The sequence below is a fragment of the Reyranella sp. genome, assembly GCF_036558665.1.
GTDB lineage: Bacteria > Pseudomonadota > Alphaproteobacteria > Reyranellales > Reyranellaceae > Reyranella.
In genome coordinates this window covers 1-25326 of record NZ_DATBFE010000110.1, presented here as the reverse complement: position 1 = coordinate 25326, position 25326 = coordinate 1, and the positions used below count along the sequence as shown (strand labels likewise).

The following is a 25326-nucleotide window of genomic DNA, read 5'->3' as shown; positions in this document are numbered from 1 at the left end:
ACGCGGCGCTGATAATGGCTCATATGAAGGCCTTCGCATCGTCATGGTGATAGACATTGCCAAATGGCTTCTGGCGCGGACTCCCTATCGCGTCACCAGAAGCAATCTCAACCGCTTCCAGGCGATCGAGCACTGCCTGGGCCAGCTTCGCCGGCTTGGCTTTCGACCGCAGTTGATCATCGATGGCGGCGCCTATCTCGGATCGTTCGCGCTGGCGGCGAAGCGCCTTTTCCCGGGAGCTCGCATCCACATGGTCGAGCCGCAGCCCGCCTGTTGCGCACCGCTCGAGAGACTGGGCGTCGAGCACGGCTTCGTTTTCCATCCCGTCGCCCTTTCGGCCGCGGCGGGAACCGTGCGAATGGTGTGCGGTGAAACACCGGGCACGGGAGCGCATATCGCCTGGGACGTGAATCGCTCGCCTGCGAGCGCCGATGTCGAAGCGACCACGCTCGATCATCTGTTCGCCGCCACGGTCACGGCCGATGACCGGATCCTGCTGAAGCTCGACCTGCAGGGCCACGAGCTCCTGGCGCTGAGCGGCGCGTCCGCGACGCTTCCCCTGGTCGAGGTTGTCCTGATCGAGGTCTCGTTCTTCCAGCAAACGGGCGAGCCGACCATTCCACAGATCATCTGCTTCTTCGACTCCAAGGGATTCGAGCTGTTCGATATCGCCGCGCTCAGCGGCCGTACCCGGGACGATCGCCTGCGTCAGGGTGACCTCGTCTTCGTCCGTCAGGGCACGACGCTGCTTGCCGACAGAAGCTGGGCGTGATCAGCCCCGGCTCCGATCCACTGAATCATTTGTCCGTGTAAAGTGCAGAAATGCCGCCGCAACCAGGTTTGCGCTTTCGCCAGCTCATGGGCGAATCACCGTTCTGGATGGCGCTGTTGCTTTGCGCCGCAGCGCGCTGGCTCGGACGCAGCTACGCAGACGCTCCATTCGTCATACCCTGGAACTTCTGGCAGCTCCTCGATGCGGAGACCTTGCGGCAGGCGCCGCTTCGCTCGCTCTACCTCCTGCACATGCAGCCACCGCTCCTGAACGGGCTGTACGCGCTCTCCCTTGCCATGCCGGGGAGCGCCGGTCCGATCTTCCTGCAGGCGCTTTTCCTGTCTTGCTCGGCGATCATGGTGTCGATCGTCTATTTTTTCCTGCGGCGTTATGGAGTGCGCCCGGCGTCCGCGGGGGCGGCGGCTTTCCTGTTCGGGATCCTGCCGCAGATCCTGACCTACGAGAACCTGTTCTTCTATCCCCACCTCGAAGCGACGCTGCTCCTGTGCGCCATGTTCTTTGCCAGCAGGTTCTTCGAGGAGCGCCGCGTCGCGTCATTCACGGCATTGGCCGCCTGCCTCGTCGTGCTGGCTCTGCTGCGCTCGCTGTTTCACCTGGGCTGGATCGCGGTGGCGCTGTTCGCGGTCTGGGGGATCGCCAGCTATCGCCACGGGCGGCAGACCCGTGCGCTCGCCGTCGCGGTCGTGGCGGTCGCCGCCGTGACGGCGATGTATGTCAAGAATCTGCGGGAGTTCGGCACCTTCTCGGCAAGCTCCTGGCAGGGTGTGAACTTCGCCAGCATGATGATGCTCGCGCCCACCGAGAAGCCATCCTATCCGGAGGTGGCCGGGGACATGGCGGCGAGAGCCCGCCGGGGCGAATTTTCCGAAGCCATGCGCGTGGCGATCGGGACGCCGCGGGTCTTCGAAGGCTGGACGGCGTTTGCAAGGGGCTGCGCGGAAAGCGAGGCGAAGGACGAGGCGCTGTGCGTCGTGCGGCGAGCGGACGGCAAGGTCAATTTCAACAACATCGCCATGGTGGAATATTCGCAGGCGCTGGGCCGGGACGCCTTCAGGTTGCTGCGGCTCCATCCCGAGGTCTATCTCCGCCATGTCGCCTCGAGCGTGAAGAGCTTTCTTGCCATGCCGTCATGGGAACATCCGACGCTTGCGGTGCCGTTCAAGCCCTATGCCGACTTCTGGAGCGCCTTGCTGCTCTACGATGATCGACCGTCGGCAAACCGGGGAGGTCTGGCGCACCTGTCGGATCATTTCGGGCAAATGTCCTTCCTCCATGCCCTCCTCGTCGTCGGCGGACTGGCGATCATCGTCGCCAAGGGGATGGCCGATCTGCTCGGCTATTGCCGCAAGAGGCAGGCCACCGCGGACGGTGTCTTCCCGGTGCTCGCCGTCCTGCTGTTCGCGATCGTGCCGAACGTGATCAACGGCGCGGAGGCGCAGCGAATCCGATATTCGATCGAGCCCATGCTCTTCCTCGCCCTGGTCCTCGGCGCCACGGCGGCGATCGAGAGGCTCGCCGTCCGGAGACGTCCCGCGTCCGCGCCACGCTGGCGGTCTGCGGGGCCGGGCGCGGGCGGTCAGCGCTTGCCGAGCGCCGCCGCGCCGAGCGCGAGCCAGCCCGCGATGAAGGCGAGACCGCCGACCGGCGCGACGGCGCCGAACCAGCGCGGGCCATCCAGCGCGAGAACATAGAGGGCGCCGGGAAAGAGGATGCTGCCGGCAAGGAACAGGGCCTGTGCCGCCACGGCGAGCCGCGCGTTCAGCCGCGCGGTGGCAAGCGCGGCGACGGCGAGGATCGTGAGGGCATGGACGGCCTCGTAGTGGCTGCCCGTCTGCAGCAATTGACGTGCCCGTGCGCCGGCTTCGCTGCCGGCATCGAGCCCGTGCGCGGCGAAGGCGCCGGCGATCACCGAGAGCGCGCCGGAGAGCGCTGCGGCGACGATCCAGCCCGTGGCGCCGGCATCCCTCGTCATTTCTCACCCCGTCACGGCGCCGGCCACGAGCCCACGCACGATGTAGCGTTGCACGCAGAGCGCCAGCACGAGCACCGGCATGGTGACGAGGGTCGCCGCGGCCATCAGGGCGCCCCATTGGATGGAGTTGTAGCCGATGTAGCTCAGCACGGCGACCGGCAGGGTCTTGGTCCGTTCGTTGGCGAGCACCAGGGCAAACAGGAAGTTGTTCCACGACGCGATGAAAGCGAGGATTGCCGTCGCCGCGATTCCCTGCGCCGTCAGCGGCACGATGATGCGCAACAACACGCCGGGCAACGAGCAGCCGTCGATCAGCGCCGCCTTCTCGATCTCGATGGGGACGGCTTCGATGAAGCCGACCATCATCCACACCGTGAGCGGCAGGGTGAAGATCAGGTGGCTGGCGATCAGGCTCGCGTAGCTGCCGACGAGCTGGAGCTTGAGGAACATGACGAACAGCGGAATGAGGAAGGCGATGCCGGGCGCCATGCGCGCCAGCAGGAGGACGACGCCGATCCCGGTGCGCCGGTAGCGCGCCAGCGCATAGGCGGCGGGAATGCCCAGCACCAGCCCGACGCCGGTGGCCCCGGCCGCCACGATCGTGCTGTTGAGCGTGTAGTGCAGGAAGGAATTGTCGGCCAGCACCTGGCGATAGTTGTCGAGGGTCGGCACGAAGACGAAGACCGGCGGAAAGGCGAGAAAATCGACGGTGGTCTTGAACGAGCCCAGCACCATCCACAGGAACGGCGCGACAAGGACGAGGGTCACGGTCCAGCCGGCGACCGCGAAGCCGAGCTGCCGGCGCCGCCGGCGGGTCACGACGCCGGCCTCCGCAGACGGATCAGCACGAGGGTGCAGGCCATCACGATCGCGAACAGCACCAGGGCGATCGCCGAGCCATAGCCGATCTTGTCGTAGGAAAGCGCCGCCAGGTAGTTGTAGAGGTTGAGGGTTTCCGAAAGATGCCCCGGCCCGCCGCCGGTCATGACATAGACGATGTCGATCAGCTTCAGGAGATCCATCAGCCGCAGCATCGCCGCCACGGTCAAGGTCGACAGCATCATCGGGAGCGTCAGGTAGCGGAAGCGCTGCAGCGCGGAGGCGCCGTCGACCAGGGCGGCCTCGAACGGCTCGGTGGGAAGCGCGGCAAGGCCCGCGATGCAGATCAGCGCCACCATCGGCGTCCACATCCAGGCATCGACGGCGACCAGGGTGGGCACGACGATGTCGGGATCGGCGAGCCAGAGCGGCGGCTGGCTGATGCCGATCACGCCGAGCAGGTAGCGCACGATGCCCAGCGTGGGATCGAGCATGATCACCCACACGAGCCCCATCGCCGCGGGCGTGGCGACCATGGGCAGAATCAGGATGGCGCGGCAGATGCCGCGGCCCGGGAAGCGCTCATGCATCAGGAGCGCGATGCCGAGCCCCAGCGGCAGGTTGGAGGCGAGGCCGAGGGCCGTGAACCAGAAGGTGCGGCCGAGCGCAGCGACGAACCGTTCGTCGTGGGCGAGCTGGGCAAAATTGGAGAGACCGACGAAGCGCGGCGCCTCGAAGCCCACCATCGACCAGCGATGCAGGCTCATCCAGCCGAGATAGAGCAGCGGAAATCCCATCACCGACAGGATGGCGAGGAGCGCCGGCAGGCTCAGGAGCTCGCCCGACCAGTCCCGTCGCCGCCGCTGCGGCAGCGCCTCGATGGGCGACGCGACGACGTCAGCCATTGATGATCGCCAGCACCTGCTTCTGCGCCTCGTTGGCGGCTTTGGTCACGTCCTCGCCGCGCAGCGCCGCCACGATTGCCTGGCCGATCGCAGCCCGCGTTTCGGGCACCTGCACGACCAGCGGATTGGCGCCGTTGGGCACCGCGTTGGGAACCTGGCTCTGCACGATGTCGATCACTCCGGCGGGCGCCGCCTTCACATAGTCGTCTGCCGTGTAGACCGACTTGCGCGACGAGGGCAGGGTCGTGGCGAGGCTCGCCGCCAGCATGTTGCGCTTGGAGGTGAGCCACTGGATGGCGTACCAGGTCGCCTGCTGCTTCTTCGACGAGGCGGCGATGGCCGGCCCCCAGGCAATCACTGTCGAATGGCTGCCTGCCGGCCCCGCCGGCACCGGCACCATCGCCACCTTGTCGACGATCTTCGATTGGGAAGGGTCGCGGAAATAGGCGAGGAAGTTGACCGCGTCGGCGAACATCGCCGCCCGCTCCTGCTGGAACAGCGGATAGGAGGTCTTCCACTGCATGCCGAGGATATTGGGCGGTCCCGCCGAGCGCAGGATGTCGCTGTAGTATTTCAGCGCATTGATGAAGGGCGCGCCGGCAAGCTCGGGCTTGCCCTGGTCGTCGAGCCAGCGCCCGCCATAGGCGAACAGGAACGGTGCGAAGGTGTAGAGCGCCTGCACGCCATCGCCGCGCGTGACGAAGCCCGCGACGTTGCCGCCGGGATCGTTGAGCGCCTTGGCTGCCACCATCAGCGTGTCGAGGGTGGTCGGCGGCGCGATGCCTTTCGCCGAGAGCATCGCCTTGTTGTAGAAGAGCGCCTGCACCTCGGTCGAAATCGGGATGCCCAGCAACTGCCCGTTGAGCCGGTGGATGTTCAGGATGTTGGGGAAGAAATCGGCGAAATCCCAGTCGGGCGCGGTGAGGTCGGACGAGATCAGCGGCTCCAGCGGCGCGTACCAGTGGGCGCGCGAGAAGGCGGCGCCATCCCACGACGGCAGGGTGAAGAAGCCGTCGACGGCGCCGGGATCGGAGCGCAGCGTCAGCGGCAGCTTCTGACGCAGCTGGTCCTCGTAGAGGATTTCCAGATTCATCTTGATCCCGGTTTCCGCCTCGAGCGCCGGCAACTGCTTCTGCGCCCACTCGGTCCAGGGATGCACCGACACCATGAAGCGCAGCGGCGTTCCCTTGAACCGCTTCCAGTCGAAATCTGCCGCCGATGCGAGTTGGGCGATCGGCACGCTCGCTCCCGCGGCCAGCACGGTACGACGCGTCAGGCTTCTGCCCATTGGCCCCTCCTTCCCTGGAGTTCAGTAGCGACACGATAGCTCCAATCTCGCGAAGGCGCACCGCACGCGCGCTTGGAGCGCGCGGACTACCGCACGCCATCTCACCCCTCGCGCCAGATCACAATTGTCATCCCGAGACGAAGCCCCGGGACTTTTCCTCGAACGGCAACGCGCCGCTACTCCAGCCGGCAGTAGGGACGGCGGCCGTCGTGCTCGATCGTGCAGGTCCAGCCGGCGGGTTTGGGCCAGCGCGCGGCGCAGAGGTCGGTCGCAGCCTGGTCGTCGGGCGTCTCGCCGTCGAGTCGCGCCAGCCGCACGCAGAGGCGGAAGAATTCCGCCTGGTTGCCACACGGATCGGGAACGGCGCCCGACGACTCCTTGTCGAGGCCCAGCATGATGCGCATCGCCGCCCATGCCTCGGCCGAATCGTGCCAGCTCATGGTCGGACTCTTCATGCCTTCGAGCCGGCACTGCCGGAAATGGAAGAAGTCGGTGTGGTCGTCGAGGCCGAGCCGCGCCTGCAGCGCGTCGATGTCGGCCACGCCATGGTCGAGCAGCCGGTCGCGCACCAGCAGCCGGAAGTCGGTCATGCGGTCGAACAGCGCCGTCGCCGCCGCCTCGCCGCGCGCCACCCGGCCGTCATAGAGGGCGAGGGCCGGATCGACCAGCAGGCGGGCATTCTTGCTGACATCGACCGGGCATTCGGGCCAGCCGTTGCCGGGATGCGGCACGGGAAGCGGCCGCGCGTTCTCGGCGGTCGGGCGGCAGTCGGGCGGAGCCGGATTCTTCACGCCGTCGCGGCGCAGCAGCAACTGGTCGATCGCCGGATCGCTGCTGATCAGGATCGCGATCGGCACGATCGGATACTGGCCGTTCTGCACCTCCGAGACGCGGCCGACCAGGTAGCGCAGCACCTCGTCGGCGGTCATGGCGCCGAAATTCTCGAACAGCCCGCCGTCGGCGACGCGCGCCCAGAGCTTGCCCATCCCGTCCTTCATCGCGCCGGTCGGCGAGATCACCGGAAAGCGCGCGCTCATGGTGACGGCGGTGCTGATCGGCAGATCGGACTGGGTGATGTCGAAAGTATCGTAGCGGGTGACCCCGCCCGACAGGTTCTGCGGGTTGGTGGCGCTGCCCGACCAGAAGCGGACGTTGGAGGTGACGATGCGCTTGCCCTTCTCGACCGAGGTGCCGTTCAGCGCCAGCAGCGGCCAGGGCTCGCCGCCGCCGAACACTGACGTGAAGCCGTCAGTCCAGGCGAAGCGCTTCGTGCCCTGACTGATGCCGCTTTGCGTCCAGGCGTGCTCCCACGCTTTCTCGAGCGCCGCCGCGCGATCGTCGGGCCGCCATGCCGGCGGCAGCAGGAAGGGCAGGCCGATCGCCGAGGGCAGGTCGACATAGAGGCCGGCGGCGAGCGCGGGTCCGAGGAAATCGTTCTCGATGAACTTCGCGCCGTCGCGCGCGGCGTCCGGCAGGCGGGGCGACCCCTTGCCGTTGGAAGAGGCGCGGCGGTCGGCCTCGACGATCGAGCGGAAGGTCACCGCGCCCAGCGAGCCGCCCGACACTCCGCTCACGAGGAAGAGCCGGTCGGCGAAATGCTCCTCGCGCGCGGCGATCTCGCCCAGCACCTGGGTGGTCCAGAAGGCGGCGCGGCTCGCCCCGCCGGCGGTGGCGACGACGACCATCGGCGGCGCCACGACCGCGGTGGGTGCGATCGGCGCGGTGATGGTCCGGTTCGCCTGCCACCAGTCGAAAAACGTCTGCCTGAGCAGCGGCCGGTCGGAAGCGACCGTGCAGCGACGCGCAGGATCGCTCGAGTGGGCGAGGCTGCGGCAGGTGCGGACGTCGTGCAGGTCACCCAGGATGCCGGGCGCGACTACGAACCAGACGAGCACCGCGCCGAACAGGGGAACGTGCAATTGCGCCGAGAGGATCACCAGCATGCTGGTGACCGGGACGATCAGCGCAAGCCCGAACAGCACCGCCGGCACCGCGCCGTGGAAGAAGGCGCTGAGGCCGACCGGATCGATCGCGACCAGGGTATAGAAGACGGGCGAGGCGACCAGCGACAGGATCAGGAAAGCAAGCGTCAGCGGATTGCGCAAGCCGGCCAGGCGCGGGATGGGCGCGACGCAAGGCGCGAGCGCGTTGGCGAGGTCGGGCGAGGAGACCAGGTTGGTGCGCTGGACCAGCGCCAGCAGCGCCGGGCGGCGCACCCACACGATGGCGTAGAAGAGGACGGCGTAGGCGGCGTAATGCCAGGCATCGCTCCGGAAGGCGTCGGCATGAACCGTGTCGCCGGCGGCCGCGTAGATCGTGTGGGCCTTCCAGAACGCCAGCGTGACCGAGAGGATGCCGAAGAAGCCGACCAGCCGCGGCACGTGCGACGCCCAGAAGCCTTGCCAGCGCCGCTTCCAGGGCGGCGCGTCGGGTCCCGGCAGCGGGCAGACGAACGTGTAGTCGAGCGTGGTGCGCGCCCAGTACCACGCGAACACCGCCCAGGACAGCACTGCGGTGAAGACGCCGGAACTGCCGTAGAGCGAGGGCGCGCCGCTCGCGATCACGATGTCGCGCGCCTGGTCGGTGAAGGCGATCAGCCCGAAGCCGGCGGCGACCGAAAGAATCGGCGCGCGGCATGCCCAGCCGACGCGCACCACCGCGATCACGGCCCACCAGCCGGCCGCGAGCTTCATCGTGATCCAGCGCAGCACGACCCGCCAACGCGCAACCGGCATGGCTCTCTCCTCGCGGAGCCGATGCTAGCGCGCCGATGTGCCGGACCCCAGTTTCATCCGTGCAGATCACTTCCGCCCCTTTGCGGACTCCCGCCCAGGGGAGGAAGGCCGCGAACGGCGCCGACGTCTGCGGCGCCATCCGCGTCCTGGAGTCTTCACGCAGCCCGACGTACCGGAGCGGTGTTCGTGCGCTGGACCGGGATGCCGCGCTCGCCGGACCGGCGGTTGGGCGGGTAGCCCAGATTGGCCAGGGTCTCTTCGACGGTCTGGTAGTGCGTGCCGATCTGATAGATGCGCCGGGCATCGTCGCCGGTCGCGACTTCGCGGAAGAGTTCGCGCGAGATGCGCGCGACCTGCTCGACCTGGTGCACCGAGGTCATGCGCTCGCCCCGTCGTCCCCACAGATTGTCCTCGATGCCGACCCGCACATGCAGGCCCATGGCGATCGCCATCGTGTTGACCGGCAGCACGTGTCGCATCAGGGTCTCGAGGGTAAGGACCGCGCCGTCGGGCACGCGGCGGATGAACTCCATCATGTTGTAGGGACTGGGGCCGTCGAGCCCGCCACCGATGGCGACCCAGTTCAGGACCAGAGGTCCGGTATAGACGCCGCGGCGAATCAGCCGCTCGACCGTCTCCAACTGGCCGACGTCGCCCAGCATGAAATGCGGCTGGATGCCGGCCGCCTGCAGCCGCTTCAGATGCTCGGCGACGAAGGCGGGGCCGGACGGAATCCACATCTCGCGATAGGCCTCCTGGTACGCCGGCAGCGCGAGCGAGGTCCCGGCCACGTCGTCATCGGTCATCAGCTCGCAGATGTTCATCTGGTTGGTGTTGATGGCGATCGTCACCTGGTCGGGTTTGGGCTGGAGATCGGCCAGCATGTGACGCGTGTCGTCGTTGAGCCACTTCGCGTCGGCGCCTTCGCCTTCGGGCGCGAAGGAGATCGAGCCGCCGATCTGCAGCAGCATCTTCGGCACGGCCGTGCGCAGACGGTCCAGCACCTCGTTGAACATGGACAGCCGCTTGGACCCCTTGCCGTCGGCCTCGCGCACATGGACGTGCAGCACCGTCGCGCCGGCGTTGTAGCAATCGACGGCCTTTTGCACCTGCTCTTTGACGGTGACGGCGATGTCGTCGGAGTCGCCCGGCAGCCATTCCGGCCCGTAAGGCGCGACCTGGATGACGAGCTTCTCCTGGTTCTCGGGCAACAGCGAATCGTCGAGAAAATGCATGATGGTCTCCTGAGGCTGGGGTTGGGACTAACGCTTGGACGAACTCTTCTGGGTCTCGCGCGCGGCCAGCTCCTCGACGAGGATCGGCACGCCGAGCGCGCAGGAATGGATGCCGAGCACGCTGACGCATTGCAGGACGGCCAGGATCTCCTCCCGGGTGGCACCGAGATCGAGCGCCTTGCGGATATGGCGGCGCACGCCGGGCGCATAGAGATGCGTGCACGAGGCGTCGACCGCGATGGCCAGGAACTCGTAGGTCTTGGGGTCGAGCACACCCGTGGCGACCGGCGTCATCGCCATGTCGAGGAACTTCTCGAGCCAGACCGGATCGAGGTCGGCCATCTCGTTCCACGCCGAATTGAAGTTTCCGGTGGCGCGAAGACGGTCGCTGACGGGCGTGGTGCTGGCCGGATCGACGGTATCGGGCATGGCTTCCTCCTTCAGACGACGACTTTGGCCGGGATGGCGTCGGCGCGGTCGAGATCGGCGGGATAGGCGCGGGCGCCCGCGATCACGACGGCAGCCGAGGCGAGGCAGAAGAGCGGCATCAGGGCGAGCGCCGTGCCGAGGCCGAAGGCATCGGAGAGCGCGCCGGCGATGAACGGACCAGCGGCCAGCCCGAACAGGTTCTGCACGACCGTCACCATCGCCGCGGCTGTCGCGCGCAAGCCCGGATGGATGACGTCGATGGCGACCGAGGGCAGCGAGCCCGCCGCCGCCGTCATCATGAAGCCGCCGGCGAGGATCATGGCGAACTGCATCGCGCCAGGCTGCACCAGTCCGAAGGCGGGCGAGAGCAGCAGGGCGGTCATCACTATGCAGGCGGCGGGGACCAGCATCTTGGCGCGGCGATTGGCGTGCGCCATGCGGTCGGCGACATATCCCCACACCACGATGCCGATGCTGGCCAGCAGAATGACCATCGCCGATTTCATGCCGGCCTGCTCCACGTTCAGGCCATAGAAGCGGTTGAAGTAGCTCGGCAACCAGGCCAGCAATGTCGACACCGGCAGGAGTTGAAGCGCACCGCCGAGGTAAGCGGCCAGAGCCGAGCGTGGCTTGACGAGCGCGCGCACCACGGCGGCGGCGCCCATCCTAAGCGCACCGGCGTCGACCAGCGGCACCGTCCGATAGTCGCGGACCCACAGGAACATCAGGGCGAGGACAAGGCCCGGAATGCCGACCACGCCGAAGGCGGCTTCCCAGCCCCAACGCGCGGTGACGACACCTCCCAGGATGACGCCGAGCACCGAACCGACGGATGCCGCGGAGAGAAAGCCGCCGAGGACGGTGGCGCGACGCGCGGCGGGGAAAATGCTCGTGAGCAGGGCGGCGCCCGACGAGCCGTAGCCGGCCTCGCCGAGCCCGATCATGCTGCGCGCGGCGAGGAGCTGGCCGTAGTTGCGCGTGAAGCCGCAGGCGATCGTGGCGATGCTCCAGAATCCGGCCATGACGGCAATGCTCTTCACGCGGCTCCACCGGTCGGCGAACAGCGAGATGGGAAAGGAGAAGACCGCGACGGCGATCGACACCGAGGAGATCAACGCACCGAGCTGCTTGTCCGAGAGCCCCCAGGCGGCCTTCAACGCGGGGAACATCGCGACCACGGCTTGACGATCGATGTAGTCGAAGGTCATCAGCAGGAAGGCCATGCCGAAGGCGAACCAGGCCTGCCGGGGCGGCACCAGCCAGTGTTCGCGCGGTTTCAGGGCGATTTCGACGCCGGCATCGGCGGAGGCAACGGACATGGGCGCTTCCCTCGGATTTGCTGTCCGGCAAGCGCTCACCCGCCGCCGGTTGTGGGTGTCGCTTTAGACCCTCGACGGCATCGGCGTTTGACAATCGGGGGCCGGTCATTTGACATTTCGGGACAGGGCTTCCGATGACCGACCTGATCCGCAGCGCGTGCCTCTCCTCCTATCGGGAGGTAGCCCGATCGGTAGGGCTGCCGCCGCTGAAGATGCTTGCAGCGGTGGGAATCGACAGCCGCTGCCTCGACGACCCCGACATCAAGATGCCGACGGGTGCGCTCGGACGACTGCTCGAAGCGTCGGCGCGGGCGGCGAAAGTCGAGGATTTCGGTCTGCGCCTCGCCGAAACCCGCTCGCTCGCCGTGCTCGGCCCGGTCGGCCTGCTGGTCTGCCAGGAGCCGACGGTACGCGAGGCGATGGTGGCGCTCGCGCGTTACATACGCGTGCACAACGAGGCGATGCTCATCCGCATGGAGGAGCTCGGTGACGATGCGATCGTCAGCGTCGAACTGCATCTGACGCGGCCGGCACCGGTGCGCCAGGGCATCGAACTGGCGGTGGGCGTGCTCTACCGCGTGCTGCGCTCGCTGCTTGGCGCGGACTGGCGACCGCTCGTGCAGTTCACGCACGACGCGCCTGCCGATCGCAGAACGCATCGACGGATCTTCGGCACGCGTGTCGAGTTCGGTCGTGACTTCAATGGCATCGTCTGCCGGCGGCGCGATCTCGATCACCCGGTTCCGTCGGCGAACCCGACGCTCGCGCGCTATGCGCGCTTGCAGCTCGAGACGATGCTCGCGCGGCCGAACGCAACCATGGAGGACAAGGTGCGCGAGCTCGTGCGCCTGCAGCTCCCCGCCGGCCGCTGCACCATCGAGCACGTCGCGCGTCAACTGGACGTCGACCGCCGCACGCTCCATCGCAAGCTTGCCGCAGAGGGCCGGACTTTTTCCGATATTCTCGAGTCGGTGCGCACCGAGATCGCCACCCGCATCCTGCAGAGCAGGGAGCGACCGCTGACCGCGGTCGCAGACCTGCTGGGGTTTTCCGATCTCAGTGCTTTCTCGCGATGGTTCCGCGCGCGTTTCGGCCTCAGCCCCTCGGCCTGGCGCACGCGGCTCGCGCGCACGGCCTGAAACCTGGTGCGGGCGATTGTCCCGCCCGTGGCTGAAGCGCCGGGATGGGCATTCGGCCTACTTCGCAAACTCGACGCCGAGAGCGGGCAAGGTTCGGAGCATGCGCGTCACCGCCTCGTTCTGGATCATTCCGGGATTGCCCGGCCGCGCCGTGAACTTGAACCGGATGAGCAAGGCGTTGTCGGCGACTTCGGCCACGCCCTGCATCTTCAGCGGCTCCAGCAACTCGGCTTTCAGCTCGGGCACTTCCATCATCTCGGCGCCGATCTTCTTCGTCGCCTGGCGCAGCTTCTCGAGGTCGGTGTCGCGGGCGACGCGCAGGTCGAATTTCACAGCCGCCCAGTCGCGGCTGAAGTTCGAGATCTGGCCCAGATCGCCAAACGGTATCGTGTGAACCTGGCCGTTCTGATTGCGCAGCCGGACGGAGCGCAGGGTGAAGCTTTCGACGGTGCCCTGGCCCTTGTCGCAGGCGATGTATTCGCCGACGCGAAAGGCGTCGTCAGCCAGGTAGAAGATGCCGGAGACGATATCCTTGACCAGGGTCTGACTGCCGAACGAGAGGGCGAGGCCCAGAACCGACACGCCGGCCAGCAGCGGGGTGACGTTGACGCCGATATTCTCCAGCGCGATCAGGATGGCCACGGTCGCCAGAATGATGCCCACCGTCACGCGCAGCATCGGCATCAGGGTGCCGAGCCGGGACATCGCCGATGCCATGGAGCCGGGTGCCGTCTTGCGGGCCACATAGTTGTTGGCAACGTAGTTGAACAGTTCCCAGAGCACGAAGGCGGTGAAGAGGGTGATGCCGGCGGTTTGTGAGGAGCGGGCGAGCTGCTTCCATGCGCTTGCATCAACCAGGCGAAACACGTTGACGACCCAGCTCTCGGCGATCGCCACGACGATGCCGATCAGGACCGCGACCCGCACGCAGCGCGCGATGACATCGGGCAGCTTGGGCGTATCGCCGGCCGGCGTGAATCCTGCCAGCTGCGAGTCGAGGCGCCGTACCAGCGCCTGCATCAGCGTCTCGAAGATCAGCAAGCCTGCCACCAGGGTGAGGGTGAGTATCAAGGCCTTCGGCACGTCGAGATGTTCCGAGATGGCGCCGTACACCTGGGTAGCGACCGCGGCCGTGAAGAACGACACACCGAGCCCTACCCAATGGCGGCCGATGAAGCCCGCGACGGGAGCCACCACGCCGAGGCCGCCGAACCATTGCCGCGCGGCTTCCTTCGAACGCACGACGAGCCATCCGAAGACGGCCAGGACTATCGGCGCGGTAAGCACCCGGCTGGCGGCAATGGCCTCGGGCGGAGGCTTCGTCGTTTCAACGACGTAGAACAACAGGCGTCCGGCGATCGCGAACAGCAGGACAGCCGACACCCGCCGGTACAAGGTGCGCGCCTCGTGGTCGTCCATCCTGCACAAGCGTGCCGCGGGCAGCCCGGGCCTCAGGATAAGGCGGAATACCAGCGCATAGAGGCGCCAGAGGAGGGCCGCCATCAGGATGCCGGCCGCGAACCGGTCCTGCGTACCGGCGCCGGCGAACCAGGTGGCGATTGCGGCGCGGGCGACGAGCCAGAATGCAAGGACGGCAAGACCGTCGAGCAGCGCCAGGAGTCCGAGCTGGTTCAGCGATCGCAGACCGCGCTCGGCCGCCGCGCCCGCGGCAATCCGGTGTCGCAGCGTTCCAGGTGCGGCGCGGACAAGCGCTTCCGCCACCAGCGCGCCAGCCACGGCCAGCGTCAGAACCAGCAGGAGCCTTCCCGGGCCGCGTCCGCCCGTGGCGCTTTCGTCCAGCATCGGCGGGATCGCCGCCAGATGCTCGCCGAACACCGGCGTTGCCTGCATGACCGTCGCAGCCTGCTGCAGGAAGCGGGAGATCTCGTCCGGTTCCTCGTGGCTAGCGGCGCCGGATGGAGCCGGCTTCGCCGGCGCCGCTCCTTGCGCGGGAAGCCCCTCCGACTTCAACTTTTCAAGGACGGATCTGCTGATGGCATTGACCAGCGCGTCGAACTGCTCTTGTGGCATGTTCGGCGGGGCCGCTTCTTGCGCATGGACCGGCCTTTCGTGAAAGGCCGCCGCCAACAGGACGACCGCTATTGCGATTGAACGCACTGCGATCACAGCATCACCTCCCCTGGATCAGCCGTCCTTGCGCGGTGCTCCATCAGCTGTCGTTTGCCAGCCTACTCATATTCCGCCGTTCCCGCCTGCGATTTCGAACCGCCATGGATCATGAGATCGCACAACCGGCTCTTCACTCGGCGGGCTCCGAATGCCGGTCGGCCTAGGCGGCCTTGCCTGACCACCTGCAGCCGAGCTTGGGTTCGGCCACGGACAGTGTCGCGGGTGAGCCGGATGTGTTGACTTCGATGTCGTAGGTGAGACCGCTCAGCGACCACCTGGTCCTGTAGATGCCGGGGCTGACCATCCTGGCTTTGTCGTTGATGCCGCCGTTCGACTTGAGGGTGGCGACGTCATGGCAATCGTCACCGTCTGCGGGCGCGACATCGAGGCATCGGCCTGGGCGCAGACGGAGGGATTGCGATCACCCTTCTCGAGACGAAAGGTCATCGGTTGCTGTGCAAAGGAAGTGGCGGCAAGCAGGGTCAGGGCGCCGGCGAGGGCGATCGTGCGACAGGTCATGAGGTGCTCCGTCTCTCGAGTTCACGCGACCGGGTCGACTGCTATTGCGACACCGGAGGCGGCACCTGGACGTGCCGGGCTTGCGGCCGGGACGCCAAGCCCGCCGGAATCGAACTTCCGCCGTCGGCGGGCTACGCCCGGTAGAACGGCTTGTCGCCGCACACCGTCACGCGGTGGCCGTAGCGGCGGTGCGGGAAGTAGTCGAACATCGCGTGATGCTGGGCGCAGCGATTGTCCCAGAACGCCACCGAGCCCGGTTGCCACTTGAAGCGGCACTGGAACTCCGGCGTCTCGATGTGGCGGTAGAGCATCTCGAGCAGCGCATCGCTCTCGTTCTTCCTGAGCTGCGGGATGCGCAGCGTAAAGCCGCGATTGACGTAGAGGCCCTGTCGGCCGGTCACCGGATGGGTGCGCACCACCGGATGCTCGGCGTTGGGGAACTTGATGTCGTCGCGGTCGGTCGCCTTGGCGCGGTAGTAGTGCGCCTTGGAGCTGTCATGCAGCGCGGTCAGCCCCTGCAGCAGCTTCCTGATCGGCTCGGAGAGCGTCTCGTAGGCGCGGTACATGTTGGCGAACAGCGTGTCGCCGCCGGCCTCGGGCGGCACCTCGGTCAGGTAGAGGATCGAGCCCATCGGCGGCTCGAGATCACACGAGACGTCGGAGTGCCACTCCTCGCCGGCCACGCGCTTCGACTTCTCGTCGGCCTTGATCACCAGGATCTCGGGATGCTCGGGGAAGGCGATGGGGGCGTTGGGGTGCACATGCAACGGGCCGAAGCGGCGGCCGAAGTCCTTGTGCTGCTCGATCGTCATCTTCTGGTCGCGGAAGAAGATCACCAGGTTCTCCATCAGCGCGCCGTGCACTTCCTGGAACTGCTGGTTGCCGAGCGGTTTGCCGAGATCGACCCCGAAGATTTCCGCGCCGATGGTGGGCGTGAGCTTGCGCACTTCGATCGACTGATAGGCCATGGGGCGTTTCCTCCGTGTGCTGCGAACCTACGCCACCCTGGCCGGCGCGCATCGCCAAAGTGGCCGAAGTCCGTATTACGGACTTTCCCCTACTCCTTCTCGAAGGCGTCGATGAAGCGCGACAGATGTTCGCGAAAGACGACGAGCTCCTTTGCCGAGAAGACGTCGAAGACGCGCCGCTCGATCGGCTGCACCCGCTCGCGCGCCGCCTGAAGCGCCTCGCGTCCGACATCGGTCATATGCAGCTCGAGCACATTGGGATGGCGCGGATGCGACGACCTGCCGACAAGACCCTGCTGCTCCATGGTCTTGAGCAGGATCATCATTGCCTGCGGCGTGACCAGGCAGGCGCGTGCGAGCGTCGCTGCCGTGACTCCCGGCTGCCGATCGAGCTCGACCAGGGCAACGTATTGCGCCGAGGTCAAGCCCACCGTCTTCAACGTCGCGCTCTTGGCGCGGATCATCGCCTGCTCGGCTCGCTTCACGAGCATGCCAAGGCGCGGTTCCTCGCCCGGCAGGCGCCGCCCGACAGACTTTCGCGCGGCCGATCTAGGCCGGCCGCTCATGTCCACGGCACGATCGACCTGCTTGCCATCACCGCACCGAATGGATCCGGTTGCCGTCCCACATGGACGAGTTCGCCGTAGAAGTGCTCATCGGTTTCGGAGGCGAGGGCGAGATCCACGATCGGGCCGGCGACTTCGTCCGGCGCGGCGGCGCCGCGCATGTCGAGCCACGCCCGCGATGCGCCGGTGTCGATCAACCCGGGCGAGATCGCCGCGATCAGGATGCCGCGACGCAAATCATCGGCGCGGCGTTGGCCCGCCAGTACGCGAACCGCGGCGACCTGGCCGATCTTGGAGGGAATGTTGATCCAGGCTGGCCAGGCCCGCCCCGCCGCCTGTCCGCTGCGAACTTCGTCGCGCCAGGTACAGATGGCGCGGTCGACGTGGTCGAGCGACTGCAGCTTCTGGAAGCGCGCATGGAGCGCCGGCGCCAGGGCGCGCAGGCTGCCGGCGCGGCTTGCGACGACGAACAGCCGTCCGCCGTCGCGCAGGAGGGGCGCGAAGCTGCGCAGCACGCGCGTGGTGCCGAGATTGTTGGTCTCGACGTAGTGATCGATGACCTCGACCGGATTCTCCTCCGGCTGCACCCGCGTGTAGTGATTGGACAAGACGATATCGACGCCGCCATGACGCTCCGCCAGCACGGCCGCGAAGTGCTCCACCGCCCCGTGTTGTGAGACATCGAGCACTTCGCCGCGCACTTGCGCACGCGCACCCGAGAGGCGCCGAACGGACTCCGCAACGCGAACGGCATCGCGGCCGGTCAGATACACAGTGTCGGATGGCTCGAGCCGCTGCGCCACACGCTCGGCCAGCGAAAAACCGAGATTGCGGGTCGCACCAGTAATGAATGCTATTCTGTTCATATGATGATTGTTATCAATTAATTGATCGTAGTCAATGGCGATCATTGGCACCCTTTGCCCGGAGGTCTTCGTTTCGTACGCTGGCCAATGGCAACAGTCAGGAGTCGCCCATGCCGTTCCGCGCGCTTGTCCTCACCCAGGGAGCCGACCGCAAGGTCGCCGGCGCCATCGAGACCCTGGAGGACAGTCGCCTGCCGGCGGGCGACGTGACCGTTTCGGTCGAATATTCGACGCTGAACTACAAGGACGGCCTCGTCCTCACCTCGGGTGGCGGGCTGGTGAAGACCTGGCCGCATGTCGGCGGCATCGATTTTGCCGGCACCGTGGAGGCGTCGGACCATCCCGGCTTCAGGCCCGGCGACAAGGTGGTGTTGAACGGATGGCGCGTGGGCGAGCTGCACTGGGGCGGCTATGCCACCAGGGCGCGGGTCAAGGGCGACTGGCTGGTGAAGCTGCCGCATTCGCTGTCCCCGAGGCACGCGATGGCGATCGGCACGGCGGGCTACACCGCGATGCTTTGCGTGATGGCGCTGCAGAAGCATGGCGTGCGCCCCGAGTCGGGCGAGGTGCTGGTGACGGGCGCGGCGGGCGGCGTGGGCTCGATCGCGGTCGCCATCCTGGCGCGCCTCGGCTATCAGGTGGTGGCCGCGACCGGCCGGCCACGGGAATCGAACTATCTCATGTCGCTCGGCGCCGCGACCATCATGGACCGCAAGGAGCTCACCGAAGCACCGGACCGGCCGCTGCTCTCCGAACGCTATGCCGGCCTGGTCGACACCGTCTCCGGCGTGATGTTCGCCCGCGCGCTCGCGCAGGTGAAGTATGGCGGCGCCGCAGCGGTGTGCGGGCTGGCCGGCGGCGCGGCGTTCCCGGGCTCGATCCTGCCCTTCATCCTGCGCGGCGTGACCGTGTACGGGATCGACTCGGTGATGCTTCCCAAAGCGCCGCGCGAGGAGGCATGGCGCCGGCTGGCGAGCGACCTGCCGCTCGACCAGCTCGACAGCACCGTGAGCGACGCCGGCCTCTCCGACCTGATGCGCCTCGCGCCCAGGATCCTGAAAGGCGAGATCCGCGGCCGCGTGGTGATCGACGTCAGCAAGTGAAAGCCGCGGCGCATGCGCGAGCCCATCGAGATTTGCCGTCTGACGCCGTCGGATGCGCCGCTCCTTCGCAAGCTCAACACCTTGTTCGGCGAGGCCTTCGGCGACCCGGAGACCTATGGCGGCGCGCCGCCGAGCGACACCTATCTGCGGGACCTGCTCGGCAAGGATCACGTCATCGCCCTCGTCGCGTTGGCCCGCGGCGCCGTGGTGGGTGGGCTGGTTGCCTATGAACTCGACAAGTTCGAAAGGGCTCGACGCGAGATCTACATCTATGACTTGGCGGTTGCGGAGCCGCATCGCAGACGCGGCATAGCCACGGCCCTGATCGTGCGCCTGCAGGCCATCGCCGCTACGCGCCAGGCTTGGGTTGTCTTCGTACAGGCAGACTATGGAGACGATCCGGCGGTGGCACTCTATGAGAAGCTCGGCGTACGCGAAGATGTACTGCATTTCGACATTCCGCCGGGCTGACCCCATCGCCCCAGAATTTCTCAAAGGAGGATGAAGGGGCCGCGTGGTGGCAGCGCGGGACAGGTGATAGATTAATTCGGGTCGATCGTTCCCCAATCAAAGGTCCCGCCATGTCGCCGCCGCCCAGCACGCAGCCCACCGCCAACAACCTCGACGCCTTCTTCATGCCGTTCACGGCGAACCGGCAGTTCAAGAAGAACCCGCGGCTGCTGGCCCGGGCCAAGGGCATGCACTACTGGACGCCGGAAGGGCGCAAGGTGATCGACGGCACGGCGGGCCTGTGGTGCGTCAACGCCGGCCACGGCCGCGAGGAGATCAAGGCCGCGATCATGAAGCAGCTCGACGAGATGGATTACGCGCCCTCCTTCCAGATGGGCCATCCGAGGTCGTTCGAGCTCGCGGCGCGCCATGCCGCGATGCTGCCGGGCGATCTCGACCACGCCTTCTACTGCAACTCCGGTTCCGAGGCCGTCGACTCCGCGCTCAAGATCGCGCTCGCCTGGCAGCGCGCGCGCGGGCAGGGTACGCGCACCCGCCTGATCGGCCGCGAGCGCGGCTATCACGGCGTCGGCTTCGGCGGCATCTCCGTGGGCGGCATGGTGAACAACCGCAAATGGTTCGGCGCCATGCTGCCGGGGGTCGATCACCTGCCGCACACGCACGATCCCCGGCGCAATGCCTTCACGCGCGGCGAGCCCGAGCATGGCGTCGAGCTTGCCGACGAGCTCGAGCGCATCGTGGCGCTGCACGACGCCTCGACCATCGCGGCCGTGATCGTCGAGCCCTGCGCCGGCTCCACAGGCTACCTGCCGCCGCCCAAGGGCTATCTCAAGCGCCTGCGCGAGATCTGCGACCGGCATGGCATCCTCCTGATCTTCGACGAGGTGATCACCGGCTTCGGACGTCTCGGCACCGCCTTCGCCGCCGAATATTTCGGCGTCATCCCCGACCTGATGACGGTGGCCAAGGGCATCTCCAACGCCACCGTGCCGATGGGCGGTGTGTTCGTGAGGAAGCACATCTACGACGGGCTGATGAACGGGCCGGAGAACGCGGTCGAGCTGTTCCACGGCTACACCTACTCCGCCCATCCGCTGGCCTGCGCCGCGGCCTCCGCCGTGCTCGACATCTACAAGAACGAGGGCCTGTTCCAGCGCGCCGCCGATCTCTCGAAGTACTGGGAGGACGGCGTGCATTCGCTGAAGGGCGCGGGCGTCACCGACATCCGCAATCTCGGCCTCGCCGCCGGCATCGACCTCGAAGGCCGCAAGGACGCGCCGGGTGCGCGCGGCTACGAGGCCTTCGTCAAGGCCTTCGAACTCGGCCTGATGGTGCGCCAGACCGGCGACTGCATCGCCATGTCGCCGCCCTTGATCGTCGAGAAGAGCCAGATCGACGAGATGATCGAGATCACCGGCAAGGCGATAAAGGCGACGGCGGCCTGAGCGCCCTCGCAAGCCCAGTGTGACCGGCGCCCACTTCGCCTGGCTCGTCACCGAAGCAGCCGCGCTGGCGCACCTCGTCATCGCGGGCTGGGTGACGATCCACGTCCTGCTCTACAAGCGCAATGTGGGCGCGGCGATCTCGTGGATGGGGATCGCCTGGCTGTCGCCCTTCGTGGGCGGCCTGCTCTACTTCGCGATGGGCGTGAACCGCGTGAAGCGGCGCGCCCGGCGGCTGCGGAGCGAGCGTTCGCACCTCTTCGTCGTCGACCAGACAACGCCCGGCGATCCCGGGGCCGGTCCGCTGACGCCGCTCGAATATGCGATCGGCCGCCTCACCGGCCTGCCCGCCGAGTCGGGCAACCACGCCGAGCTGCTGCGCAACGGCGACGAGACCTATCCCGCGATGCTGGCGGCGATCGATGCGGCCGAGCGCAGCGTCGGGCTCGCAAGCTACATCTTCCGCGACGATCTCGCCGGCCGGCCCTTCATCGAGGCGCTGGCGCGCGCGAAGCAGCGCGGCGTGCAGGTGCGCGTCCTGCTGGACGGCATCGGCAGCGGCTATTTCGTGAACGAGGCGTACCGGAGTCTGCGCGAGGCGCAGGTTCCGGTGGCGCGCTTCCTGCATTCGTACTTCCCCTGGCGCATGCCATTCCTGAACCTGCGCAACCACCGCAAGCTGATGATCGTCGACGGCCGCACCGCCTTCGTGGGCGGCATCAATATCGGCCGCGAGAACCTGCTCGCGTCCAAGCCGCCGCATCCGGTGCGCGACACGCACTTCCGGATCGAAGGGCCGGTGGTGGAGCAGCTTGCCGAGGTGTTCGCCGACGACTGGCTGTTCACGACCGGCGAGAAGCTCGGGGACGAGGACTGGTTCCCCGATCTCGACGCAGCCGGTGATGTCGTCGCCCGCGCCATCACCTCGGGGCCGGACGAGGATCTCGAGCAGATCGAGTTCGTGGCGCTGCACGCGATCTCCTGCGCGCGCCGTTCGATCCGGATCGTGACGCCCTATTTCCTGCCGCCCGAGGTCCTGACCACGGCACTGGGATTGGCGGCGATGCGCGGCATCGCGGTCGACATCGTGGTGCCCGAGGAGTCCAACCACATCGTGCTCGACTGGGCGCGTCGCGTGCCGATGCGCACGCTCCTGGAAGCGGGTTGCCGGGTCTGGCTGCTGCCGCCGCCGTTCGATCATTCCAAGCTCATGACCATCGACGACACCTGGTCGCTGATCGGCAGCGCGAACTGGGACACGCGGAGCTTCCGGCTCAACTTCGAGCTCAATGTCGAGATCCAGAATCCCGGCTTTGCACGCCGTCTCGCCGAGGCGACGCACACCGGCCGCCGGCTCGATCTCGCCACGCTCGACGCCGATCCGCTGCCACTGCGCCTGCGCAACAGCGCCGCCCGCCTGCTGCAGCCCTATCTCTAGCGCAAAGTCCGTCGAAGCTGGCAGGACCGCGCCTCCCCGGCTTGGCCGGTACAAACGAATCAAGCAGCGGGCACGCCTTGGAGCCGGGCGCGTGCCCTTCGTCGCCGCGCGCGGAAGTCGCACCAAATCCGGGAAGGATCAGAAGCGGCAACTCGTTGGTCGATCAGCTCCGCTGCCCTGGAACGCCGACCTTGACGGAATAGTACAATTGTACTAATATCAGTACATGCGTGCTAGAACCAGATCTGTTCCGGCAGAGAGCCGGTCGTTCACCGAGACCGCACGCCGCGCGCAGATCGTCGACTGTGCGATCGACACGATCGCCGCAGTGGGGTTTGCCAAGGCCTCGGTTGACCGAATCGCCAAGCGGGCCGGCGTCAGCAAGGGCGTCATCACCTATCACTTCCCCAACAAGGAGGAGATTGTTGACGCCATAGTCGAGAAGGTGGTCGCCGCAGGCCGCGCCCATATGGAACCGCGCATCCTGGCCGAGACGTCCGCGGCCGGACGATTGCGCGCCTACATCGAGTCCGACCTGGAATTCATCGACGCTCACCGCAAGCAGCTGATCGCCCTCGTCGAGATCGCGATGAGCGCGCGCCGCGCCGACGGCAGCCTGGTCATCGGTCCCGAGTCACTCGCCGGGCGTACCGCGAACCTCGAAGAGTTGCTGCGCGCTGGTCAGCGGTCCGGTGAATTCCGCCGCTTCAATACGCGCGTGATGGCGCTGACGATCATCCAGGCCATCGACGGCGTGCCGCCCCTGTTGGCGCGTGAGCCCGACCTCGACGTCAAGCTGCATGGCAGGGAACTGGCAACAGTCTTCGCCCTCGCCACCCGGAAGCAATCCTCATGACGACGCCGTCCCGTGCGCTTCACGCCCAGCTTCGGCCCGTGATTGGTGCACAATGGATCAATCTCGGCCTTTGCGTCTCGCTGCTCTCGGTAGCCTTTGCTCTGCGGCAAAGCGTTCCGCCGGCGGTCTGGGTCCGGTCGACGATCATCCTCGTCGTCAGCCTGTTCATGCTGTTGTGCGGCATGAAGATGCGCCGCGGCCGGCGTTGGGCCTATGTACGCGCGAAGTGGATTGCGATCCTCGGCACCGTCGGCTTTGTCGGCGTCGCGTCGCTGCCTGGCCCATTCCCCGCGTGGATGCGCATCGAACAAGGCGTCCAGGCACTGGTGTTCCTGGCGCTCACCTGGATGCTGACGCGGCCCGCGCTTGCGTCGTTCTTCCCGCGACTCAAAGCCTCGATTCCGGCGGGCGAGGCCAATGCTCTTCCCGAGGCCAAGGCTCGCGATGCCAGCTTCGACTACCTGCGCGCGTTCGTTGTCCTCCTCGTGCTGCTCCATCATTCGGTGCTGGCATATGCGGTCATGTGGCCTGCGCAATCGAGGACATTCAGAATCTTGCCTGCGCCGATCGTCGATCCCCAACGTTGGGCCGGGTTCGACCTCCTTGCCATCTTCAACGACACGTTCTTCATGGCGCTCATGTTCCTGCTCTCAGGTCTCTTCGTCTGGCCAAGCCTGAAGCGGAAAGGGAGTGCGAGGTTCCTGCGCGATCGGATCTTGCGGCTGGGCCTCCCGTTCGCAGTCGCCGCGGGAATACTGGCGCCCGTTGCTTACTACCCATCTTATGCGGTGACCGGCGCCGACCCGGGCTTCCTCGCCTACGTCCGCGCCTGGCTATCGCTTGGCTTTTGGCCGAGCGGCCCCGCCTGGTTCATCTGGCTGCTGCTCGTCTTCGATGCTGTCGCAGCCGGGCTTTATGGAGTTCGATGCCGCTGCACCGCGAACACGCGGACCGCGTGGCATCTCGGCCTGGACCGTCGTCCGCCGGCATTCGTTGCTGTTCTCCTCGTCGTTTCGGCAGTGGTCTATGTCCCGATGGAGTTGGCCTTCGGCGCGGAGCGTTGGCTCACGTTCGGCCCCTTCTCGTTCCAGGCGAGCCGCCCGCTGCTCTATGCTGCCTACTTTCTGGCCGGTATCCAGATCGGCGCCTCGGCCACCGGGTCCGGTTTTCTTGCCGCGCTGGCGCGGCGCTGGCCGATTTGGCTTTCAGCCGGGCTTGCCGCCTTTGCGTTGCGGCTCGCTGTCATCGTGACGCTCATCCTGCCGGTAGCTGGCGCGCATCGGCCCCTGCCTCTCACCGTGCAGCTTCTGAACGACCTCACACTCGTACTGTGCTGCGGTACAATCAGCTTCGCCTTCATTGGACTCTTCCGTCGCTTTGCGGTCGCGCACCAGCCTGTCTTCGACAGCCTCAGCGCCAGTTCCTACGGCATGTATCTTGTTCACTACCCTATCGTCGTCTGGCTCCAGTTCGCACTGTTCGCGGTCGCGCTGGGCCCGATTGCCAAGGCCGGCATCGTCTGTGTCGGTGCTGTCATCCTGAGCTGGGGATTGGTGGTGGCGCTTCGCCGCGTTCCGCTGGTCGCGCATCGGCGAATTCATGAGTACACGCCTTAGTCCAGCCACGCGCCCGAGACGTCGATGACACCGCTGTAGAGCTTTGGAATGCCTTTCACGTGCGCCTTGGCGATGGCGTAGTAGGTATTCTGGAAGAACCAGAACCAGATCGCTTCGCGATTGACTAGGCGGGCGATGGCGCAGAAATCCTCCGCCCGCTTCGCCTGGTCGGCGGTGTCGTTCAGGTGCTCGAGCAGGTGGTCGAGCTCGGGATCGGAGTAGTTGGCGAGCGCCACCGGGCTGCCGGTATGGAAGTCGGCATACATCTGCGGCGCCGGGTCCGGCAGGTCGGCGATGCGCCAGGGCGTGAGCTGGAACTCGCGCTTGAAGGCGCGCGGCACGATGACTGCCTGGTCGAGCTGCTCGATCTCCATCTTCGCGCCGACCTGCTTCCAGAGCTGCTGCAGCACCTGGCCGGTGGCGCGGCCGCGCGGCGTGGCGGTCACCAGCATCTTGAACTCGACCGGCTTGCCGTAGTCCTTGATCAACGCGCGCGCCTTGTCGGGATCGAACGGCAGCGCGCCGTCGTCCTTGCACTTGACCCACGAGCCGTCGCCGTACGGATTGGTCGCCGGCCGGGCAAGGCCGTTGGTGAGCACCTGCGACATCTTCTTGCGGTCGAGCGCCATCACCAGCGCACGCCGCACGCGCACGTCGTCGAAAGGTGCCACCTCGGTGTTGAAGGCGGCAACGGAAGCGCCGGTGCCGACATACTCG

General features: G+C 66.9%; 23 protein-coding genes. 9 read left to right on the top strand and 14 right to left on the bottom strand.

Annotated elements, in window-relative coordinates; all coding sequences use genetic code 11:
- Positions 1 to 43 precede the first annotated feature (43 nt).
- Both VH499_RS16885 and VH499_RS16880 read left to right on the top strand, forming a co-directional pair.
- Positions 44 to 772: an FkbM family methyltransferase gene (locus tag VH499_RS16885; protein ID WP_332053911.1), complete on the top strand. Its 729-nt coding sequence runs from the start codon at positions 44 to 46 to the stop codon at positions 770 to 772.
- Positions 773 to 822: 50 nt separating this feature from the next.
- Positions 823 to 2484 carry a hypothetical protein gene (locus tag VH499_RS16880; protein WP_332053910.1) on the top strand — a complete coding sequence of 554 codons (1662 nt, stop codon included), beginning with the start codon at positions 823 to 825 and terminating at the stop codon, positions 2482 to 2484.
- On the opposite strand, the gene VH499_RS16875 is transcribed toward VH499_RS16880, so the two are convergent.
- From VH499_RS16875 to VH499_RS16840, 8 genes are all read right to left on the bottom strand, one after another.
- Complete coding sequence (locus VH499_RS16875; RefSeq protein WP_332053909.1) at positions 2370 to 2765, bottom strand: DUF423 domain-containing protein; 396 nt, start codon at positions 2763 to 2765, stop codon at positions 2370 to 2372. The two genes, VH499_RS16880 and VH499_RS16875, sit on opposite strands and share 115 nt — an antisense overlap.
- Before the next feature lie 3 nt (positions 2766 to 2768).
- Positions 2769 to 3584 carry a carbohydrate ABC transporter permease gene (locus tag VH499_RS16870; RefSeq protein ID WP_332053908.1) on the bottom strand — a complete coding sequence of 272 codons (816 nt, stop codon included), beginning with the start codon at positions 3582 to 3584 and terminating at the stop codon, positions 2769 to 2771.
- A complete protein-coding gene (locus tag VH499_RS16865) occupies positions 3581 to 4489 on the bottom strand; it encodes a sugar ABC transporter permease (RefSeq protein ID WP_332053907.1) in 909 nt (302 codons plus the stop codon). The genes VH499_RS16870 and VH499_RS16865 overlap by 4 nt, the downstream gene beginning before the upstream one ends.
- Entirely contained in the window at positions 4482 to 5777 is a 1296-nt protein-coding gene (locus VH499_RS16860) for a sugar ABC transporter substrate-binding protein (protein ID WP_332053906.1), read from the bottom strand. The genes VH499_RS16865 and VH499_RS16860 overlap by 8 nt, the downstream gene beginning before the upstream one ends.
- 176 nt (positions 5778 to 5953) lie before the next feature.
- Entirely contained in the window at positions 5954 to 8512 is a 2559-nt protein-coding gene (locus VH499_RS16855) for a hypothetical protein (RefSeq protein WP_332053905.1), read from the bottom strand.
- 155 nt (positions 8513 to 8667) lie between these two features.
- Positions 8668 to 9747: a 3-keto-5-aminohexanoate cleavage protein gene (locus VH499_RS16850; protein ID WP_332053904.1), complete on the bottom strand. Its 1080-nt coding sequence runs from the start codon at positions 9745 to 9747 to the stop codon at positions 8668 to 8670.
- A gap of 27 nt (positions 9748 to 9774) precedes the next feature.
- On the bottom strand, positions 9775 to 10176 hold the full coding sequence (locus VH499_RS16845) for a carboxymuconolactone decarboxylase family protein (protein ID WP_332053903.1): 402 nt from the start codon (positions 10174 to 10176) through the stop codon (positions 9775 to 9777).
- An 11-nt stretch (positions 10177 to 10187) separates the two neighbouring features.
- Complete coding sequence (locus tag VH499_RS16840) at positions 10188 to 11495, bottom strand: MFS transporter (RefSeq protein ID WP_332053902.1); 1308 nt, start codon at positions 11493 to 11495, stop codon at positions 10188 to 10190.
- A 134-nt stretch (positions 11496 to 11629) separates the two neighbouring features.
- Between VH499_RS16840 and VH499_RS16835 the strand changes: the two genes are divergently transcribed.
- Positions 11630 to 12634, top strand: a complete 1005-nt coding sequence (locus tag VH499_RS16835) for an AraC family transcriptional regulator (protein ID WP_332053901.1) — start codon at positions 11630 to 11632, stop codon at positions 12632 to 12634.
- A 57-nt stretch (positions 12635 to 12691) separates the two neighbouring features.
- On the opposite strand, the gene VH499_RS16830 is transcribed toward VH499_RS16835, so the two are convergent.
- The 5 genes from VH499_RS16830 to VH499_RS16810 all read right to left on the bottom strand — a co-directional run bounded on the left by VH499_RS16830 (position 12692) and on the right by VH499_RS16810 (position 17683).
- Entirely contained in the window at positions 12692 to 14752 is a 2061-nt protein-coding gene (locus VH499_RS16830) for a mechanosensitive ion channel family protein (protein WP_332053900.1), read from the bottom strand.
- Between the two features lie 172 nt (positions 14753 to 14924).
- Positions 14925 to 15068, bottom strand: a complete 144-nt coding sequence (locus VH499_RS16825) for a hypothetical protein (RefSeq protein WP_332053899.1) — start codon at positions 15066 to 15068, stop codon at positions 14925 to 14927.
- A gap of 346 nt (positions 15069 to 15414) precedes the next feature.
- Positions 15415 to 16251 carry a TauD/TfdA dioxygenase family protein gene (locus VH499_RS16820; protein ID WP_332053898.1) on the bottom strand — a complete coding sequence of 279 codons (837 nt, stop codon included), beginning with the start codon at positions 16249 to 16251 and terminating at the stop codon, positions 15415 to 15417.
- 89 nt (positions 16252 to 16340) lie between these two features.
- Complete coding sequence (locus VH499_RS16815; RefSeq protein WP_332053897.1) at positions 16341 to 16742, bottom strand: MarR family winged helix-turn-helix transcriptional regulator; 402 nt, start codon at positions 16740 to 16742, stop codon at positions 16341 to 16343.
- A 71-nt stretch (positions 16743 to 16813) separates the two neighbouring features.
- Positions 16814 to 17683 carry an SDR family NAD(P)-dependent oxidoreductase gene (locus tag VH499_RS16810; protein ID WP_332053896.1) on the bottom strand — a complete coding sequence of 290 codons (870 nt, stop codon included), beginning with the start codon at positions 17681 to 17683 and terminating at the stop codon, positions 16814 to 16816.
- A 110-nt stretch (positions 17684 to 17793) separates the two neighbouring features.
- Here VH499_RS16810 and VH499_RS16805 point away from each other — a divergent pair, with 110 nt between their 5' ends.
- The 6 genes from VH499_RS16805 to VH499_RS16780 all read left to right on the top strand — a co-directional run bounded on the left by VH499_RS16805 (position 17794) and on the right by VH499_RS16780 (position 24609).
- The gene (locus VH499_RS16805) at positions 17794 to 18786 is read left to right on the top strand and encodes an MDR family oxidoreductase (protein ID WP_332053895.1); all 993 of its coding nucleotides are present in this window, start codon (positions 17794 to 17796) and stop codon (positions 18784 to 18786) included.
- A gap of 12 nt (positions 18787 to 18798) precedes the next feature.
- Positions 18799 to 19257 (top strand): AAC(3)-I family aminoglycoside N-acetyltransferase, encoded by a 459-nt coding sequence (locus tag VH499_RS16800; RefSeq protein WP_332053894.1) that lies wholly within the window; start codon positions 18799 to 18801, stop codon positions 19255 to 19257.
- Between the two features lie 110 nt (positions 19258 to 19367).
- The gene (locus VH499_RS16795) at positions 19368 to 20702 is read left to right on the top strand and encodes an aspartate aminotransferase family protein (protein ID WP_332053893.1); all 1335 of its coding nucleotides are present in this window, start codon (positions 19368 to 19370) and stop codon (positions 20700 to 20702) included.
- A 19-nt stretch (positions 20703 to 20721) separates the two neighbouring features.
- Entirely contained in the window at positions 20722 to 22137 is a 1416-nt protein-coding gene (locus VH499_RS16790; protein WP_332053892.1) for a phospholipase D-like domain-containing protein, read from the top strand.
- A gap of 226 nt (positions 22138 to 22363) precedes the next feature.
- The gene (locus VH499_RS16785) at positions 22364 to 22993 is read left to right on the top strand and encodes a TetR/AcrR family transcriptional regulator (RefSeq protein WP_332053891.1); all 630 of its coding nucleotides are present in this window, start codon (positions 22364 to 22366) and stop codon (positions 22991 to 22993) included.
- 182 nt (positions 22994 to 23175) lie between these two features.
- Positions 23176 to 24609 (top strand): acyltransferase, encoded by a 1434-nt coding sequence (locus VH499_RS16780; protein ID WP_332053890.1) that lies wholly within the window; start codon positions 23176 to 23178, stop codon positions 24607 to 24609.
- Here VH499_RS16780 and VH499_RS16775 read toward each other — a convergent pair.
- Positions 24606 to 25326, bottom strand: a 721-nt coding sequence (locus VH499_RS16775) for an ABC transporter substrate-binding protein (protein ID WP_332053889.1), incomplete at its 5' end; no start/stop codon positions are given. The two genes, VH499_RS16780 and VH499_RS16775, sit on opposite strands and share 4 nt — an antisense overlap.